Annotated in this window: 2 protein-coding genes (1 of these 2 cut by a window edge); both read right to left on the bottom strand. The window is 64.6% G+C overall.

What is annotated here, in order from left to right; genetic code table 11:
* Positions 1 to 8,148, bottom strand: coding sequence for a non-ribosomal peptide synthetase (locus DSM43276_RS22590; RefSeq protein ID WP_109555944.1), 8,148 nt, complete (start codon positions 8,146 to 8,148; stop codon positions 1 to 3).
* Positions 8,145 to 17,782 carry the 3' end of a non-ribosomal peptide synthetase gene (locus DSM43276_RS22595; RefSeq protein ID WP_078328528.1) on the bottom strand. Its footprint extends 14,764 nt past the window's final position, so 9,638 of the gene's 24,402 nt are visible here — the last part of the coding sequence; the start codon falls outside the window, past its right edge — the gene reads right to left on this strand; its stop codon occupies positions 8,145 to 8,147. Before DSM43276_RS22595 ends, DSM43276_RS22590 begins: the two co-directional genes overlap by 4 nt.

A 17,782-nucleotide genomic window follows, 5' to 3' on the forward strand; every position in this document is an offset into this window, starting at 1 on the left:
TCATCGAGTGGGACAGTTTGCCAACTGCTGGGCCAAACTTCTGACTGATGGCGCGTCGAACAACGCGAGCATCGTCAGGTTCGCGTCCAGGGCCGTGTTGATCGCGGCAACCACACGCATTGCCCCAAGCGAATTGCCACCCAGGTCAAAAAACGACTCTTCAACCCCGACCCGGTCCACACCCAGCACATGAGCGAAGATGCTGGCCAGGATCTGCTCGTTCAAGGTAGCCGGGGGACAATAGGCGCCGTTGGTCTCGAAGACCTCGCCCACCGAAACCTCAGCCGGCGGCACGGTCTGGTCGGTCCACCCACTCCACCGCGTGCGCCCGGTCTTGTCCGATAGGTTCAGGGACGACAACGTGCGCCCCGGGTGGGAGGTCATCCACACCAGCACCTGTATGAACCGCTCGATCAGCTCTTCAATGCTGTCCGCGTCGAACACATCCATGTCGTACTGAACCCGAAGGTCCAATTCACGGCCGGGGCCGGCCTGCACAGCGATCGGATAATGGTAATAGTCACGACTGCTGAAGCCTGTGATGGCCAAACCGTCGATCTCCGACGTCGTCCCGCTATCGGTCGGATAGTTCTCGTAGACGAAAACGGTGTCGAACAGTCTCTCCTGACCGGTGATGCGGTGAATATCGCTGAGCGCCAGGTGCTGGTGATCGAGAGTGTCGTTATGCGCACTCTGCAACTGATGCAATAGATCTGAGGTAGTGGTATCCGCGGCGACGGTCGCCCGCACCGGCACCGTGTTGATCAAAAGTCCCACCATCGATTCCGCACCGAGCACCTCGGCCGGACGCCCCGAGACTGTCGAACCGAAGGCGACATCGTGCTGGCCGGTTACCGAACTCAGCAGCAACGCCCACGCGCCCTGCAGGACGATGTTGACGGTGGTCTGGTGCGAGCGCGCCAGCTTGGTGAGCGCACGCGTGGTCTTGGAAGGCACCCTAAACGAATCGACGCTTCGCCGTCCAAACTGCAACTTCTGCTGCGGGCCAACCAGAATGGGCGTGTCAAAACCGTCCAATGCCTGACGCCAGGCCGCATGTGCAGCGTCGTGATCACGTTCTGACAGCCAGGTCACGAAGCTGCGGTATGACGCGGCCGGGGGCAGTCGCAGCCCGTGATAGCCGGCGAAAATCTCCTGCATGAGGATCGGCATCGACCAGCCATCGAGCACGATGTGGTGATTGGTAAGCACAAACCGATGCCGGTCGTCCGCGATACGGATGAGCACAGCCCGGAATGCCGGTTGCTCGGCGAGATCGCAGACCGCGGCGCGTTCGGCGACGCATATCTGTTCGATCTGCTCATTGATATCCAGATCGGCTCTGTCGTTGTCCAACTCGATGTATCGCCAGGGAGCTGTGGGATCGGCAGGAATTATTTGCACCGGATGCTCGAACTGTTCGGAGAAGCGAGCCGCCAGGTGCGGATGCCGTCCGACCACGGCCTGCACCGCATCGCCGAGCCGCGCCGCGTCGAGCGAGCCGCTCATCGCGATATCGAACTGCACCGCATACACATCGTCGCCCGAGCTGTTCGCGATACCCGCGTGATAGAGCAGACCCTGCTGCAAGGGGGTCAGCGGTAGCACGTCGGCGATCGGGAATTGATTCTGCAGCCCATCGATCTGCTGCTGGCTGAGCCGGGCCGGGACGATATCGGACGGCGTCAATCCGCCTCCGCCCCTTCGTACATACGCGCAAATTCCGGCCAGCGCGTCAAACCACAGCCGGTTGATCCGGGTGACCGCCATGCGATCCAGTGCGGTCGGCGCCCAGGTCCAGGTGGCGTTCAGATGTGGGCCAGTGTCCGTGTCGATGGTGACGGCATTGAGCTCCACGGTGTGTGGCAGCGCGATGGGCATCGCCCCGGCGGCGCCGGTCAGGGACAGGCCTTCTTGACTGAAGCGCCATACATCTCCCGACGCATAGGCCGCCGGAGCCCCCAGCCGCCCGAGATAGTTGAACCCGATTGCCGGGTCGGATGCAGGAAGCTCCACATCGGGGTTGAGGTAGCGCAGCAGACCGTAGGTCAGTCCGTCCGGTAGATCGCGAAGCTGCTCCTTGGCATCTTTGATTGCCGTTCCCAGCGCCGTGTCTCCGGCCACCACCTGCGTCCAGCGCAACCCACCGACCGCCAACGACACCGGGTACTTGGTGGTGAACCACCCCACCGTGCGTGACAGGTCGATACTGCGATCCGCGGCGCCGTCTAGATCCGCCAATTCCTCCTGGCGCCCATGGCCCTCGACATCGATGGCGATCGGAGCACCGCCGGTTCCCAAGTGTTGTGCCCACGCCAAGGCAAAGGCGATCAACAGGATCTCGTGTACCCCGGTGTGAAATGCCGCCGGTACCTCACCCAGGAGCATGTGCGTTGTCTCGGCATCGAGAAACTCGGTGAGGTATCCGGCCGTGGCGAACGTATCCTCGCTCGGTTGCGGAGCAGCCAGGCCCGAAGGGATCGCCCCCACTCGCCGCCACGCATCCGCCTCACGCACTACGTCGGGCCGGCGCGCGTGTTCGGCCAGTCGATCGGCCCACCGCTGGAACGACGTCCCCGCCGGCGGCAACAGCACCTCTTGCCCACCACGCAACTGGGTCGAGGCGATGGTCAAGTCCTCCAACAGAATCCGCCACGACACCCCGTCGACGGCCAGATGGTGAACGATCAACACCAGCTGGCTGGTGGCAGTTACCCACAGCGCGCGAAGCATCACCCCGGCGGCTGGGTTCAACCGCGACCGCGCCGCCACCACTGCCTCATCGGTCAATATGTCCACCGATTGCAGACACTCGTGTGCGTCGACCGCACCCGGCTCGGGCACCGTCAACAACCAGCCCCCCGCACCATCGCCCTGGGCGCGCAGCCGCAACATGCCGTGTCGATCCAGCAAGGCCTGCAACATGATGAGGACGGCCGCCTCCGTCACACCGGTGGGTGATTGCAGCACCACAGTCTGGTTGAACTCGTCAATCGGTCCGTCAATCCCCTTCAACCACTGCATTATCGGGGTTGCCACCACCGGTCCGAGGCCCTCGTCGACCACGCCGCCGGTACTGTCGGCCATCCTGACCACTCGGGCCAGTCGGGCCACGGTCTGCTGCACGAAGATGTCGCGCGGCCGACCGACCAAGCCGGCGCCATGAGCGCGCCACACCACCTGAATCGCGGAAATGCTGTCCCCACCGAGGTCGAAGAATGAGTCGTCGACGCCGACCCGGTCCAGCCCCAGAACCTGAGCGTAGATGCCGGCCAGTATCTCCTCGACGAGGGTGGCCGGGGCCCGATAATGATCCACATCGGTGTATTCCGGTGCGGGCAAGGCCTTCTTATCGATCTTGCCGTTGACCGTCAATGGCAAGGCTGCCAGGGCGACCACCGCGGCCGGCACCATGTAGGTGGGGAGAGACTCGGCCAGCTGAGCACGGACCTTGCCCGAGTCTGCGGTACCGGTGATGTAGCCGACCAGACGCTTATCACCCGGACGATCCTCCCGGGCGATCACGACCGCCTGTTCCACTCCATTCAGATCCGTTAATGCCGAATGGATTTCACCGAGCTCAATGCGATGTCCGCGGACCTTCACCTGCTCATCGGCACGTCCCGCGTACTGCAGCTCGCCGTCATGCCCCCAGCACACCAAGTCCCCGGTGCGGTACATCCGCGAACCCGGCGTCCCCCACGGGCAGGCCACAAACCGCGAGGCGGTCAGGCCGGTCCTGCCCACATAGCCATGGCCCAAACCGGCGCCCGCCACGTACAACTCGCCCACTACACCCACCGGGACCGGCCGTAACCATCCATCGAGCACGGAAAACGCGAGATGGGCCAGCGGCACACCGATCGGGCTGACCGTGCTCTCAAGATCGGCGGCGGTGATCTCACGGAACGAGGCGTGCACCGTCGTTTCGGTGATCCCATACATATTGATCAACCGTGGCAACACCGGGTGCCGCTCCCGCCACGACTTCAACCGCTGCGGTTCCAACGCCTCCCCTCCGAACACCACCACCTCAACACCGAGCTGGCCGGCGGACTCCGCGGCCATCGCATCCACAGTCTGCAGTGCGTAAAACGCTGATGGCGTCTGGCTCAACACGCTGACCTGCTCGTCCACCAGTAAGGCATGGAACTCTTCGGGCGATCGGACCACCGATTCGGACACGACCACCAGCCGCCCACCATGCAGCAGGGCGCCGAAGATCTCCCACACCGAGAAATCGAAGGCCAATGAATGGCTCTGCGCCCACACCTGGCCCGCCGACAACTCCAGGTCGGCATCAAGCGCCTGCAGCAGACGGGTCACATTCCGATGGGGAATGGCAACACCTTTGGGCACACCGGTCGTGCCTGAGGTGTAGATCACGTAGGCGACATCTTCGGCGGTCGGTCCCACCGCCGGCACGCAGACAGGCTGCGCCTCGATCGCCGGGTCATCCATGTCGATAACCGCGACCCCGTACCCATCCAACCGATCCACCAGATCGGCGGTCGTCACCGCGACAACCGGCTCGGCATCGGCGATCACGAATTCCAGCCGTGCATCCGGCACCGCCGGATCGATGGGCACGTAGGCCGCACCGGTCTTGAGAACTCCCAGGATCGCCACGATCGCCTCAACCGACCGCGAGAACAGCAGGGCCACCCGCTCTCCCGGGCCCACGCCATACTGGACAAGTAAGTGCGCCAACCTGTTCGACGCCTCATCCAACTCCTGGTACGACAGATGGCAGCCGACAAAACAGACTGCCACCGCCCCGGGCACCCGAGCCACCTGCTGCGCGAACAGCGCGGGAATCGACACCGGGATCGCGGGCCTGACCAACTCGGCTCGATTGCCCCAGCCGTCCAACTGCGCAAGCTCCTCGGCATCCAGCACGTCGATCGCCGACAACGGCCGGGTCTCGTCGGCAGTCATCGCCTCGAGCACCCGTTGCAGCCGATCGATCAGGACCTCGACACTGCCTGTGTCGAACACATCGGTGCGAAACTCCACCGTTCCCGAAATCCCGGCGGCCTCGCCTGATTCGGCCCAAGATTCGGACAATGAAAACGACAGATCCATGCGGGCCGAGTGAGTATCCAGCGGCAGTTGAGTGAGCTGCAGATCTGCCAACGCCAATGCCCCGCGAGAGTCGCCGATCTGTCCGGGCACGTTCTGCCAAGCCAGCATCACCTGCACCAAGGGGTGATGGGTCAAGGATCTAGTCGGGTTCAATCGCTCGACGAGCACCTCGAATGGCACGTCCTGATTTTCGAAGGCACCCAAACTGCGTGTTCGCACCTGAGCCAGCACCTCGGTAACACTGGGGTCCCCGGTCAGGTCGATCCGCAGCACCAACGTGTTGACGAAGAACCCAACCAGTTCATCGAGCGCCGGGTCGCGACGTCCGGCAATCGGGAATCCCACCGCCACATCGGAACTCGCGCTGAGTTTGGAGAACAGTACCGCCAGGGCGGCCTGCATGACCATGAAACTCGTCGCGTTATGTTCGCGGGCCAATCGATTGACCTGCTGCTGCAGATCGGCCGGCCAGCTCACATCCACCCTGGAGCCACGTTGATCAGCCACCAACGGATAGGGCCGGTCGGTCGGTAGCGCCAAACGCTCGGGCATCTCGGCCAGCGCCTCTTCCCAGAAGGCCAACTGCCGGGAGATGCGGCTCTCGCTGTCATCGAGCACACCCAGCTGCGCGCGCTGCCACAGTGTGTAATCGGCGTATTGGACGGCCAACGGCTTCCAATCGGGTGCCTGCCCCGCACACCGACTGGCGTAGGCCACGCCCAGGTCGGCCACCAGCGGGGTAATCGACCAACCGTCAGCGGCGATATGGTGCACCACCGCCACCAGCACGTGATCATCCTCGGCAGTACGGAAAAGCCGTGCCTTCACCGGGATCTCGGTCGATAGATCGAAACTGTGCCGCGCCGAATCCGCAATCGATTCCTCCAGCCGCCCTGCGGGCCAACCGGAAGCATCCACGACGTCCCAGCCGAATTCGATCTCCTCGACAGCAACAACCCGTTGCTGCGGCTTCCCGTCGACCGCAGGGAACAGCGTGCGCAGACTCTCATGGCGATTCAGCACGTCCGTGAACGCCGCGCCCAGCGCATCCTCATCAAGGGAGCCCCGCAGGCGCAGCCCCATCGCCAAATTGTAAACCGGTGAAGGACCGTGTAATTGGTCGATGAACCAGAGTCGGCTTTGCGCAAAAGACAATGGCATCACGGCCGGCCGCTCACCGGCCACCAAAGGTTCCAGCCGGCCCTCGTCACCTCCGATCCGGAGCATCAGCTGCGCCACCGTGGGAGCGTCGAACACTGCGCGCTCTTCGAGGCCCGCATCCATCGACCGGTTGAGTGCCGCGACCAGACGCATGGCCAACAGCGAGTCCCCACCTAAGTCGAAGAATGAGTCATCGACACCGACGCGGTCCAGGCCCAGAACTTGCGCATAGATTCCGGCGAGGATCTCCTCCGTCGGATTCGCCGGGGCGCGGTACTGATCGAGGGACTGATACTCCGGTGCCGGCAAGGCTCTCTTGTCGAGTTTTCCGTTGACAGTCAACGGAAAACTTTGCAAGGTGACCACCGCGACAGGAACCATGTAGGAGGGCAGCCTGTCGGCCAGCCCGTCACGCAACGCCACCGGGTCGGCTGTGCCGGTGACGTAGGCGACCAACCGCTTGTCGCCGGGACGGTCTTCGCGGGCGATGACCACCGCCTGGTCAACACCTCCGAAACTCAATAACACCGACTGGATTTCGCCGAGTTCGATGCGGTGCCCACGAATCTTGACCTGCTCATCGGCACGGCCCAGATATCGCAGTTGCCCATCGGCCCCCCAGCTCACCAGGTCTCCGGTGCGATACATCCTGGCGCCCGGCTCCCCGAACGGACAGGCCACAAATCTGGTGCTGGTCAACGGCGCACGCCCCAGATAGCCATAGCCCAAAGCCGCACCGGCCACATATAACTCGCCGACCACATCAACCGTCACCGGCTGCAGCCAGTCGTCCAGGACTGCGAATGCCAGATGCCCCAGGGGCACCCCGATCGGGCTGTCCGCCCCCTCTGCGTCGCCGGCAACGATCTCACGGAACGAGGCATGCACTGTCGTCTCGGTAATCCCATACATATTGATCAATCGCGGTGACTCCGGATGCTTCTCGAACCACCCCTTCAGACGCTGGGGCTCCAGGGCCTCCCCGCCGAAAATCACCGCCGCAAGATCAAGCTGGTGGCTCCCTTCCAGAGCCTGCAATGCATAGAACGCCGATGGCGTCTGGCTCAACACACTGACGCGTTCGTCCACGAGCAGAGCATGGAACCGTTCGGGTGAGCGCACCACCGAATCCGACACCACCACCAGCCGCCCGCCGTGCAGCAGTGCACCGAAAATCTCCCACACCGAGAAGTCGAAGGCCAACGAATGGCACTGTGACCAAACCTGTCCCGGCGATAACTCCAGCTCGGCGTCAATTGCCTCAATCAGCCGCGTCACGTTATGGTGCGCAATGGCCACACCTTTCGGTACTCCCGTGGTTCCCGAGGTATAGATCACGTACGCGATATCATCGCCACCTGGCGCCACCAATGTTGGCCGCCCATCAACCGCGACAGTCTCGGCATCGGCCGGGACATCACCCACGTCGATGATCACCAGCCCGCGTCCGTCCAGTCGGCTCGCCAGATCGGCGGTGGTGACCGCGACCAGCGTCCCGGCATCGGCCAGCACGAACTCCAGCCGCGCATCCGGCACCGATGGGTCAATCGGCACATATGACGCACCGGTCTTCAGCACTCCCAGGATCGCCACGACTGCCTCAACCGACCGCGAGAACAACAACGCCACCCGCTGCCCCGCTCCCACACCGTGGGTAAGAAGCCAGTGCGCCAACCGATCCGAGGCTTCATCGAGCCCGCGGTACGACACGTGGCTGCCATCGAAGCTGGCCGCGACCGCGCCCGGATGACGCGCGACCTGCTCGGCGAACAACGCCGGAATCGAGAGGGAGGCCATGGGCCGGTCCAGCGCCGCCCGGTTACCCCACGCATCCAGCTCCGTGCGCTCCTCTGTGTCGCCCAGATCCATGGACAACAAACGCCTGGTGGCATCCGCTTTCACTGTTGCTGCACCTCCCCCGTCATGGCCTCCAGCACTCGCTGGAACCGCTCGACGATCTTCTGCACCCGGTTCACGCCGAATACTGCGGTATCGAATTCGACACGCAGGACCAGTTCGTTGCCGGGCATGGCTTGCAGGGTCAGCGGGTAGTGGTTGTACTCACGGCCGCTGACTTCGGTGATGGCCAACCCGTCGGCCATGGATGACGCCACTGACTCCACCGGATAGTTCTGGTAGACGAAGAGGGTGTCGAACAGTTGGTCATGACCGACGGCATGGTGGATCTCGCTGAGGGCCAGATGCTGGTGGTCGAGGGTATCGCTGTGACGGCGCTGTAGATCGTCCAGCAGCTCGGCGACAGTGGTGTCGGGCGTGATCGTCGCCCGCACCGGCACGGTGTTGATCAGCAGGCCGACCATGGAATCCGCACCCGCCACCTCCGCGGACCGGCCTGAGACCGCGACCCCGAAGGCGACATCATGCCGGCCCGTCAGCCACATCAGCACCTGCGCCCAGGCAGCCTGCAGCACAGTGTTGACGGTGGTGTGTTCAGCGCGCGCCAATGCGTTCACAGCCCTGGTTGTCTCAGTGGGCAACCGGTAGGTCTGCGTGGCACGTCGCCCTGACGTTGTCCGGCCCCTGGGGGCGACCAAGGCCGGGGTGTCGAATCCCGCAAGAACCTCGCGCCAGGCCTCACGCGCACTGTCGAGATCTCGATCGGACAGCCATGTCACGAACCTGCGGTACGACCCGGCTGCGGGGAGGCGTTGTCCGTAGTAGCCGGCAAATATCTCCTGCAGCAAGATCGGCAGTGACCAGCCGTCGAGCACGATGTGGTGATAGGTCATGACAAACCGGTGCACGTTATCGGATACGCGGATCAGTGCCGCACGGAAGGCCGACTGCCGGGCCAGGTCGCACACCAATGCCCGCTCGGCGGCGCATAGATCCCGCAGCCTGTCATCGATATCGGCCTTCTCCATGGATATTTCGAGGTATTGCCAGGGCACGCTGGGGTTGGCCGGAATGATCTGCACCGGTTCGTCGAATCGCTTGTCGAACCGGGCCGCCAGATTGGGGTGACGGTTGATCACCGTGTGTACCGCCTCACGCAGCCGCTGGGCGTTCAGCGGGCCGGTAACCGTGACATCGAGCTGCATGGCATAGACGTCATCATCATTACCGCGAGTCGTATTGGCCTGGAACAGAAGTCCGCGCTGCAGGGGCGTCAGGGGCAGTACGTCGGCGATCGGAGCGTCCCGATCGAGCTCATCGATCTCCTGCTGAGTGAGCCGAGCGGGGGCGATGTCGGACGGTGTCAGACCACCGCCACCCCCGCGCACATGCGTGCAGATCCCGGTCAGAGCGTCGAACCACAGCTGGCTGAGTCGACCGACCCGCGCATCGTCCAGCGCCGAGGGGGCCCATGTCCAGTTGGCGTAAAGACTTGGACCGGAATCTGTTTCGGCGGTACTCGCGTTCAGTTCCACGGTGTGACCGAGGGGCATGGATATCGCGGCGGCCGCAGCGGATACCGCCGCTCCGTCGCGGCTGACCTGCCACAGTTCAGTGAGGGCCTCCGACTGTGCGGCGTCGGCCGCCCCCAGTCGGCCGAGGTAGTTGAATCCAATGGCTGGATCCGGTCCGGACAGATCGATATCGGCGTTGAGGTAGCGCGTCAGTCCGTAGGTCATGCCCTCGGGCAGAGCGCGCAATTGTTCCTTGGCATCTTTGATCACGCGTCCCAGTGCCGGATCGCCGGCCACCACCTGATCCCAGCGCAGCCCACCTTCGGATCGCCCCACATGCCCCGCGACTCTCAATGCCACCGGGTACTTGGAGGTGAACCAGCCGACGGTGCGGGATAGGTCGATGTTGGGAGCGATCTCTCCGAGATCCTCCACGCGGCCGTGCCCCTCGACGTCGATACCCACCGGCAGCGTGACGCCGAGGAATTCGGTCAACGCCAACGCATAGGCGATCAACAGAATGTCTTGAATCCCAGCGTGGAACGCCGCCGGTACCTCACCAAGCAGCGCGCGGGTCGTCTCAACGTCCAGTGACGCCGTGAGGTGTCCGGCGGTGGCATACGTATCCAGCTCAGGCCGCGGCGCGGGCAGTGCCGATGGGGTGGCCAACACCCGGCGCCAGCCATCGGCCTGTTCCACCGCGGCTGCGGTGTGAGCGTGTTCGCCGAGCAGTGATGCCCACCGGGCGAATGAGGTTCCGGTCGTCGGCAATGTCGCCGGTTGACCATGGCGATGCTGCGCCCACGCGATGTTGAGGTCTTCAAGCAGGATCCGCCAAGACACCGCGTCGACGGCCAGGTGATGAATCGTCAACACCAGCTGGCTCGTGGACCTCACCCACAACGCGCTGACCATCTCTCCCGCAGCCGGATTCAACCGCGACCGCGCCATCGTCAACGCCTCATCGGACAACGCGTCCACCGAGTTCAGATGCGGCAGTACGGAACCCTTTTCGGGCACCAGAAGTGACCAGTCCTGTGCCTCGTCCACCTCGGCGCGCAGCCGCAGCATGGCATGCCGGTCGAGCAGCGCGCCCAGGACAACCGCCACATCGGACTCGGCAACTCCCGACGGAGCTTGGATAACCACCGTCTGGTTGAACTGGTCGATCGGGCCGCCGGACTTTTCGACCTCACGCAGCCAACGCATGATCGGTGTCGCCGCCACCGGGCCGACGCCCTCATCAATCGGACCTGTGTCATCGCCCGTCACCCCGACAACCTGAGCCAGTCTGGCCACGGTCTGCTCGACAAAGATGTCCCGGGGCCGACACATCACGCCGCATGCCCGGGCTCGGGCAACCACTTGCATCGACAGGATGCTGTCTCCACCAAGATCGAAAAAGGAGTCGTCGACTCCGACACGATCGAGCCCGAGAACTTGGGCGTAGATGCCGGCCAGTGTCTCCTCGATCGCGTCGGCCGGAGCGCGATATCGATCGACGTCCCGATACTCCGGTACCGGCAGCGCGCGGGTATCGAGCTTGCCGTTCACCGTCAACGGCAATGCGTCCAGAACGACGATCGCGCTCGGGACCATATAACCAGGCAACCTGTCTGCCAAGGTATTTCGCAGCACGGCCGCGTCCACCGCTCCGGTCATCGATTCCGTGACGTAACCGACCAGACGCGTGATGCCCGGTTGGTCCTCGCGGGCGATCACCACCGCCTGCGACACGACGTCCAGCGCGGCCAACGCTGCCTGCACTTCGCCGAGTTCGATGCGGTATCCGCGAATCTTCACCTGGTCATCGGCACGGCCCAGATACTGCAGTTGCCCGTCCGCACCCCATCGCACCAAGTCCCCGGTGCGATACATCCGCGCACCGGACTCACCGAACGGGCAGGCCACAAACCGAGATGCGGTCAACCCCGACCGCCTCAGGTACCCGCAGGCCACACCATCGCCGGCCACGTACAGCTCGCCGGTCACACCGACCGGCACCGGCCGCAACCACCCATCGAGTACGAACAGCGCCGAGGTCGGCACGGGCGCACCGATGGGCGCAGCCCCGGATCCAGCCGTCAACGGTGTGCTCATCGATGCGTAGACCGTGATCTCGGTGGGACCGTAGGCGTTGATCACCGTCCGTCCCGGTGCCCAACGATCCACTACCTCGCCGGGACAGGCCTCGCCGCCGAGAAGCAGCGCCACCGACTCCAATCCCTGCGACGGCAATGCCCCAGCCGCAGAAGGGGTTTGGGCGAGAACGTTGACGCGCTCGCCGACCAGCAGCGCATGGAACTCATCGGGTGAGCTCACCATCGATTCGGGCACCACCACCAGGCGTGCGCCGCCGAGCAGCGCGGCCCAGATCTCCCAGACCGAGAAGTCGAACGCATAGGAATGACACTGTGTCCATACCTGATCCGTTGGCAGGTGCTCCGGTGTCGACCGCGCCAAGTGGGTCACATTGTGGTGCGTGACGGCCACTCCCTTGGGTACACCGGTGGTTCCCGATGTGTAGATGAGGTAGGCGATGTCCTCGGGAGCCGGGTCAGGGAGCGCCGTACCGAGTTGGTCATCCACCATGGAGTCATCGATATCGGACATATCGCCGACATCGATGACCACCAACCCTCGACCGTCCAACCGCTCGGCCAGACCGCCGGTGGTCATCGCGACCACGGGCGCCGCATCGGCCAGCATGAACTCAATCCGCGCGGCAGGCACCGCCGGGTCGATCGCGAGATACGCCGCCCCGGACTTCAGTACCGCCAGCATGGCGACGATCGCTTCGGCGGAGCGTTCCATCAGCAGCGCAACGCAGCCTCCCGGACCCGAGCCCTGCGCGATGAGCATGTGCGCCAAGAGATTCGCGGCCCTATCGAGTTGCCGATAGGTCATCGAACGCTCGCCGTGGGTAACCGCCACCGCCTCGGGCGTGCGCGCCACCTGCTCCCCGAACAAGCCCAGGACCGATACCGGAGCGCTTCGCTTCCGGCACAACATCGCTCGATTACCCATGACGTCGAGGCGGGCGTGTTCCCGCGCATCGACCACGTCGATCGATGAGAGGCGCCGGCCGACGTCGGCGGTCATCGCCATCACCACCCGCTCGAAGCGGTCGACCAGCGTTTCGATGCTGGCCCGGTCGAAGACGTCGGTGCGGAACTCCACCGTCCCGCCGATACCGGCGGGATCACCAGTGTGCGTTCGACGTTCGGCCATCGAGAAGCTCAGATCCATCCGAGCGGTCTGGGTGTCGGCCGCCATCTGGTTGACCTCCAGGTCACCCAGTGCCAATCCGGGCCCGGACGTGTTGTTGTCCTGTCCGGGGACGTTCTGCCAGCCCAGCGCCACCTGAACCAGGGGGTGGTGGGTCAGGGATCGGGTGGGGTTGAGCCGCTCGACAAGCACCTCGAAAGGCACGTCCTGGTTTTCGTACGCGGCCAGACTCCGTCCTCGCACCTGGGCAAGCAGCTCCGCGATTGTCGGATCACCGGCCAGGTCCACCCGCAATACCAAGGTGTTGACAAAGAACCCGATCAGCTCATCGAGGGCAGGGTCTCGGCGCCCAGCGATCGGGAATCCCACCGCGACATCGGTACTTCCGCTGAGCTTGCCCAGCAGTACCCCGAGCGCGGCCTGCAGCACCATGAAGCTGGTGGCGTTGTGTTCCCTTGCCACTCTGGCAATCTGCTGTTGCAGGGCAGCGGGCCAGTCCAGCGCCACCGTGGCGCCACGTTGGTCGGTGGCCGGCGGGTATGGCCGGTCGGTGGGCAGCTCCACCCGTTCAGGCATCCCCGACAGCGCGCCCTGCCAGTAGGCCACCTGTGTCGCGATGCGGCTCTCACCATCGTCGAGATCACCGAACTCGGCACGTTGCCATAGCGTGTAATCGACGTACTGCACCGCCAGCGGCGTCCAGCCCGGAGCCTGGCCCGCGGACCGGCTGGCGTAGGCCACCCCGAGGTCGGCCACCAGCGGGGTGATCGACCAGGCGTCGGCCGCGATGTGGTGTACCACGGCCGCCAGCACGTGTTCGTCACCGGTGATGCGGAAAAGCCTTGCCCTCAAGGGTATTTCAGTAGCCAGATCAAAGGTGTGCCGCGCCGCCTCGCCTATGGCCTCCTGCAGCTGTCCCTCCGTCCAACCGGTGGCATCGACAACGTCCCAGCCAAAGTGAGCGCGATCGGAGGGCACAACCAGCTGCCGCGGCACTCCCTCCGTCGCCTGGAACAGGGTTCTTAGGCTCTCGTGGCGGGCCACCACATCGGCCAGCGCCGCACCCAGTGCGCCGACGTCTAGGTCCCCGCTGATTCGAAGGGCTGTCGCCATGTTGTAGACCGGCGAAGGCCCTTGCAATTGATCCAGGAACCACAACCGCGACTGGGCAAACGAAAGCGGAATCTCCGCGGGCCGCTCGCGAGCCGCCAAGGAGCCGAGCGTGTTCGGCTCCCCGCCGATACGAGGTGCCAGCTGGGCCACCGTCGGCGCTTCAAACACGGTGCGCACCGATATCGCGGCATCCAGGTCGGCGTTGACCGCAGCGATCAGACGCATCGCCGACAGCGAATCCCCGCCCAGGTCGAAGAACGAGTCGTCGACGCCCACACGTTCGACACCCAGTACCCGCGCGTAGATTCCGGCCAAGATCTCCTCGGTGAGGGAGCTCGGGGCGCGGTAGCAATCGATGTCCTGATACTCGGGTGCCGGTAGGGCGCGGGTGTTGAGCTTGCCGTTGACGGTCATCGGCAACGTCGCCATTACCACCACGGCGACCGGAACCATGTAGGCCGGCAGTTGCTCGGCGAGCTGCGCGCGCAATTTGGCCGGGTTTGTTGTTCCGGTCACGTAGCCCACTAGGCGCTTGTCGCCAGGACGGTCCTCGCGCGCGATCACCGCCGCTTGCTCGACCCCATCCAGTCCCGCCAACACCGCCTGGATCTCTCCGAGCTCGATGCGATACCCGCGAATCTTGACCTGCTCATCGGCGCGTCCCATATACCGCAGCTGCCCGTCGGTGCCCCAGCGCACCAGATCACCGGTGCGATACATCCGCTGGGCCGGCGCTCCCGCACTGACAAACGGGCACGCCACGAATCGCGATGCCGTCAAACCGGTTCGGCCCACATACCCCAGACCCACACCGCGGCCGGCGATGTACAACTCGCCAACCACCCCGGGCGGCACGGGACGCATCAACCCATCCAGCACGAACATCGCCGCACCCGACACCGGCGCACCGATCGGAACGTGCGGTCCCGCCGACTCAGCTTTCAGCGGCACACTCCGGGAGGCACAGATCGTGGTCTCGGTCGGGCCGTAGGCATTGACCATCAGCCGTCCGGGTGCCCAGCGGTCCACCACCTCGGCCGTGCAGGGCTCACCTGCCACCAACAGGGACACCGATCCCAAAGACTCGGGTGCCAGCATCGCGACGGCCGAGGGCGTCTGGCTCAACGCGCTGACCTGTTCGGCCACCAACAAGGCGGTGAGATCCTCGGGTGAGCGCGCCACCGACTCCGGCACCACCACCAACCGTCCCCCATGTAGCAGCGCGCCCCAGATCTCTTCGACCGATGCGTCGAAGGCATAGGAATGCCACTGTGTCCACACCTGTCCTGCCAGGAAGGTGTCCCGTGCCCCCATCAGCTGCGTCACGTTGTGATGAGTGATAGCAACGCCCTTGGGGACACCGGTGGTACCCGACGTGTAGATGATGTACGCGAGATCGTCCGGATCCGGCACCGGCAGTACGGACTCCACCGCGGTAGCGACGACATCCGCGGTGTCGCCGGCATCGATGACCGACAGGTCGTACCCGGTCAGACGATCGGCCAGGCCCGCCGTGGTGATCGCGGTGGTGGGCGCGGCATCGGCAAGCATGAATTCGATTCGCGCGTCGGGCAGTGCGACGTCGATCGGCAGATACGCGGCCCCGGTCTTGAGCACCGCCAGCATTGCCACGATCGCTTCCGGGGAGCGTTCGGCCAGCAGCGCCACACACGCACCTGGGCGGACACCTTGGCCGATGAGCCTGTGCGCCAGTCGATTTGTGGCATCGTCGAGTTCTCTGTAGGTCATCTCTCGACCGTTGAAACTGATCGCGACCGCCTCAGCCGCATGCGCGACCTGCTCGGCAAACAATGATGGAATCGACATGGGGGCCGGAACAGGGGCGGCCAGCACCGCACGGTTGCCCCAGCCGTCGACGCGGGTGTGCTCGGCCTCATCGAGCACGTCGATGCACGAAAGTCGCTGGGAGGGATCGGCAGTCATTGCGGCCACCACCCGCCGCCACCGTCCGAGCAGCGTTTCGATGCTGTGCGCGTCGAACACATCGGTACGGAATTCCACCGCCCCGCCAATCCCGGCGGGCTCTCCGGCCTGGGTCCAGCGCTCCCCTAGCGAGAACGTCAGATCCATCCGGGCCGTCTGGGTGTCCATTGGCAGCGGCGTCACCCGCAGGTCGCCGAGACGCAACGCACCAGCGGGACCTGCGTCCTGCCATGGCAGATTCTGCCAGGCCAATGCCACCTGTACGAGCGGGTGATGGGTCAGGTTTCGGGTGGGGTTGAGCCGCTCCACCAAGATCTCGAAGGGAACGTCCTGATGCTCGTACGCGGCCAGGCTGCGCTGCCGCACCTGGGCCAACACATCCGCCACAGTGGGATCGCCGGCCAAGTCGACGCGCAGCACCAAGTTGTTGACGAAGAAGCCCACCAACTCGTCCAGTGCCGGATCACGGCGCCCCGCGATCGGGAAGCCCACGGCCACATCGGAAGTCCCACTGAGCCTGGAAAGCAGTACCGCCAGAGCTGCCTGCATCACCATGAAGCTTGTCGCGCCGTGTTCGCTCGCGGCCACGCGCATCTGCTGCTGCAATTCGGCCGGCCACTGAACCTCCACGGTGGAGCCGCGCTGATCGGCAACCGGCGGGTAGGGCCGATCGGTCGGCAGCGCCACCCGCTCGGGGAGACCCGCAAGTGCGTCTTCCCAATAGGCCAACTGCGCGGCGATGGGACTGCCGCTGTCGTCGAGGTCGCCCAACTGTGCACGCTGCCACAGCGTGTAGTCGACGTACTGCGCGGCCAAGGGCTCCCAGTCGGGAGCGTGGCCAGCACACCGGCTGGCGTACGCCACACTCAAATCGCGCACCAACGGAGTGAGGGACCACCCGTCGGCGGCGATGTGGTGCACCACCGCCACCAACACATGTTCGTCCTCGGTGACACGGAAAAGTGTCGCCCGCAAAGGGATTTCGGCCGCCAAGTCAAAGCTATAGCGGACTGCCGTGGCGACCGCCTCATCCAGGCGGCTCGATGGCCATGTCGTGGCATCAACGACATCCCAGCCGAAGTCGGCCTCGTCCTCCGATACCACCACCTGCCGAGGCGTTCCGCCGGGCGCCTCGAAGCGCGTACGCAGGCTTTCGTGGCGGGTGATCAGGTCGCCCAGTGCCGCAGCCAGCGCGCGGGTATCAAGGCTCCCATGTAGCCGCAGGCCCACCGGCATGTTGTACACAGGTGAGGGGCCCTGCAATTGATCGACGAACCACAACCGGTTCTGGGCGAAGGACAGTGGAATCAGTGCGGGTCGATCTCCTGCCACCAGCGGTTCCAGGCGCCCCGTGCCCTCACCGATACGCGGAGCCAACTGGGCAACGGTGGGCGCCTCGAAGACCGTGCGCGCGGAAAGTTCGGTATTCAGACTCGCGTTGATCGCTGCGACCAGACGCATCGTCGAGACGGAATCTCCGCCGAGATCGAAGAATGAATCGTCGACGCCAACACGTTCCACATCCAGCACGCGCGCGAAGATTCCGGCCAGGATCTCTTCGACCGCGCCTGCCGGTGCACGGTAATGGTCAGCATCCTGATAGTCCGGCGCCGGCAACGACCGGGTGTCGAGCTTGCCGTTGACCGTCATGGGCAAGGCCGCCAGCGTCATCACGGTGGCGGGAACCATGTAGCCCGGCAGCCGTTCAGCCAGTGCCGCGCGGACGGTGATCGGATCGGCGCTTCCGGTGATGTAGCCGACCAGGCGCTTGTCTCCCGGACGATCCTCCCGGGCGATCACCGCCGCGTGATCAACTCCCTCCAGTGCGGTCAGCGCAGATTGGATCTCGCCGAGCTCGATGCGGTACCCACGAATTTTGA

Source organism: Mycobacteroides salmoniphilum, assembly GCF_004924335.1.
Lineage (GTDB): Bacteria > Actinomycetota > Actinomycetes > Mycobacteriales > Mycobacteriaceae > Mycobacterium > Mycobacterium salmoniphilum.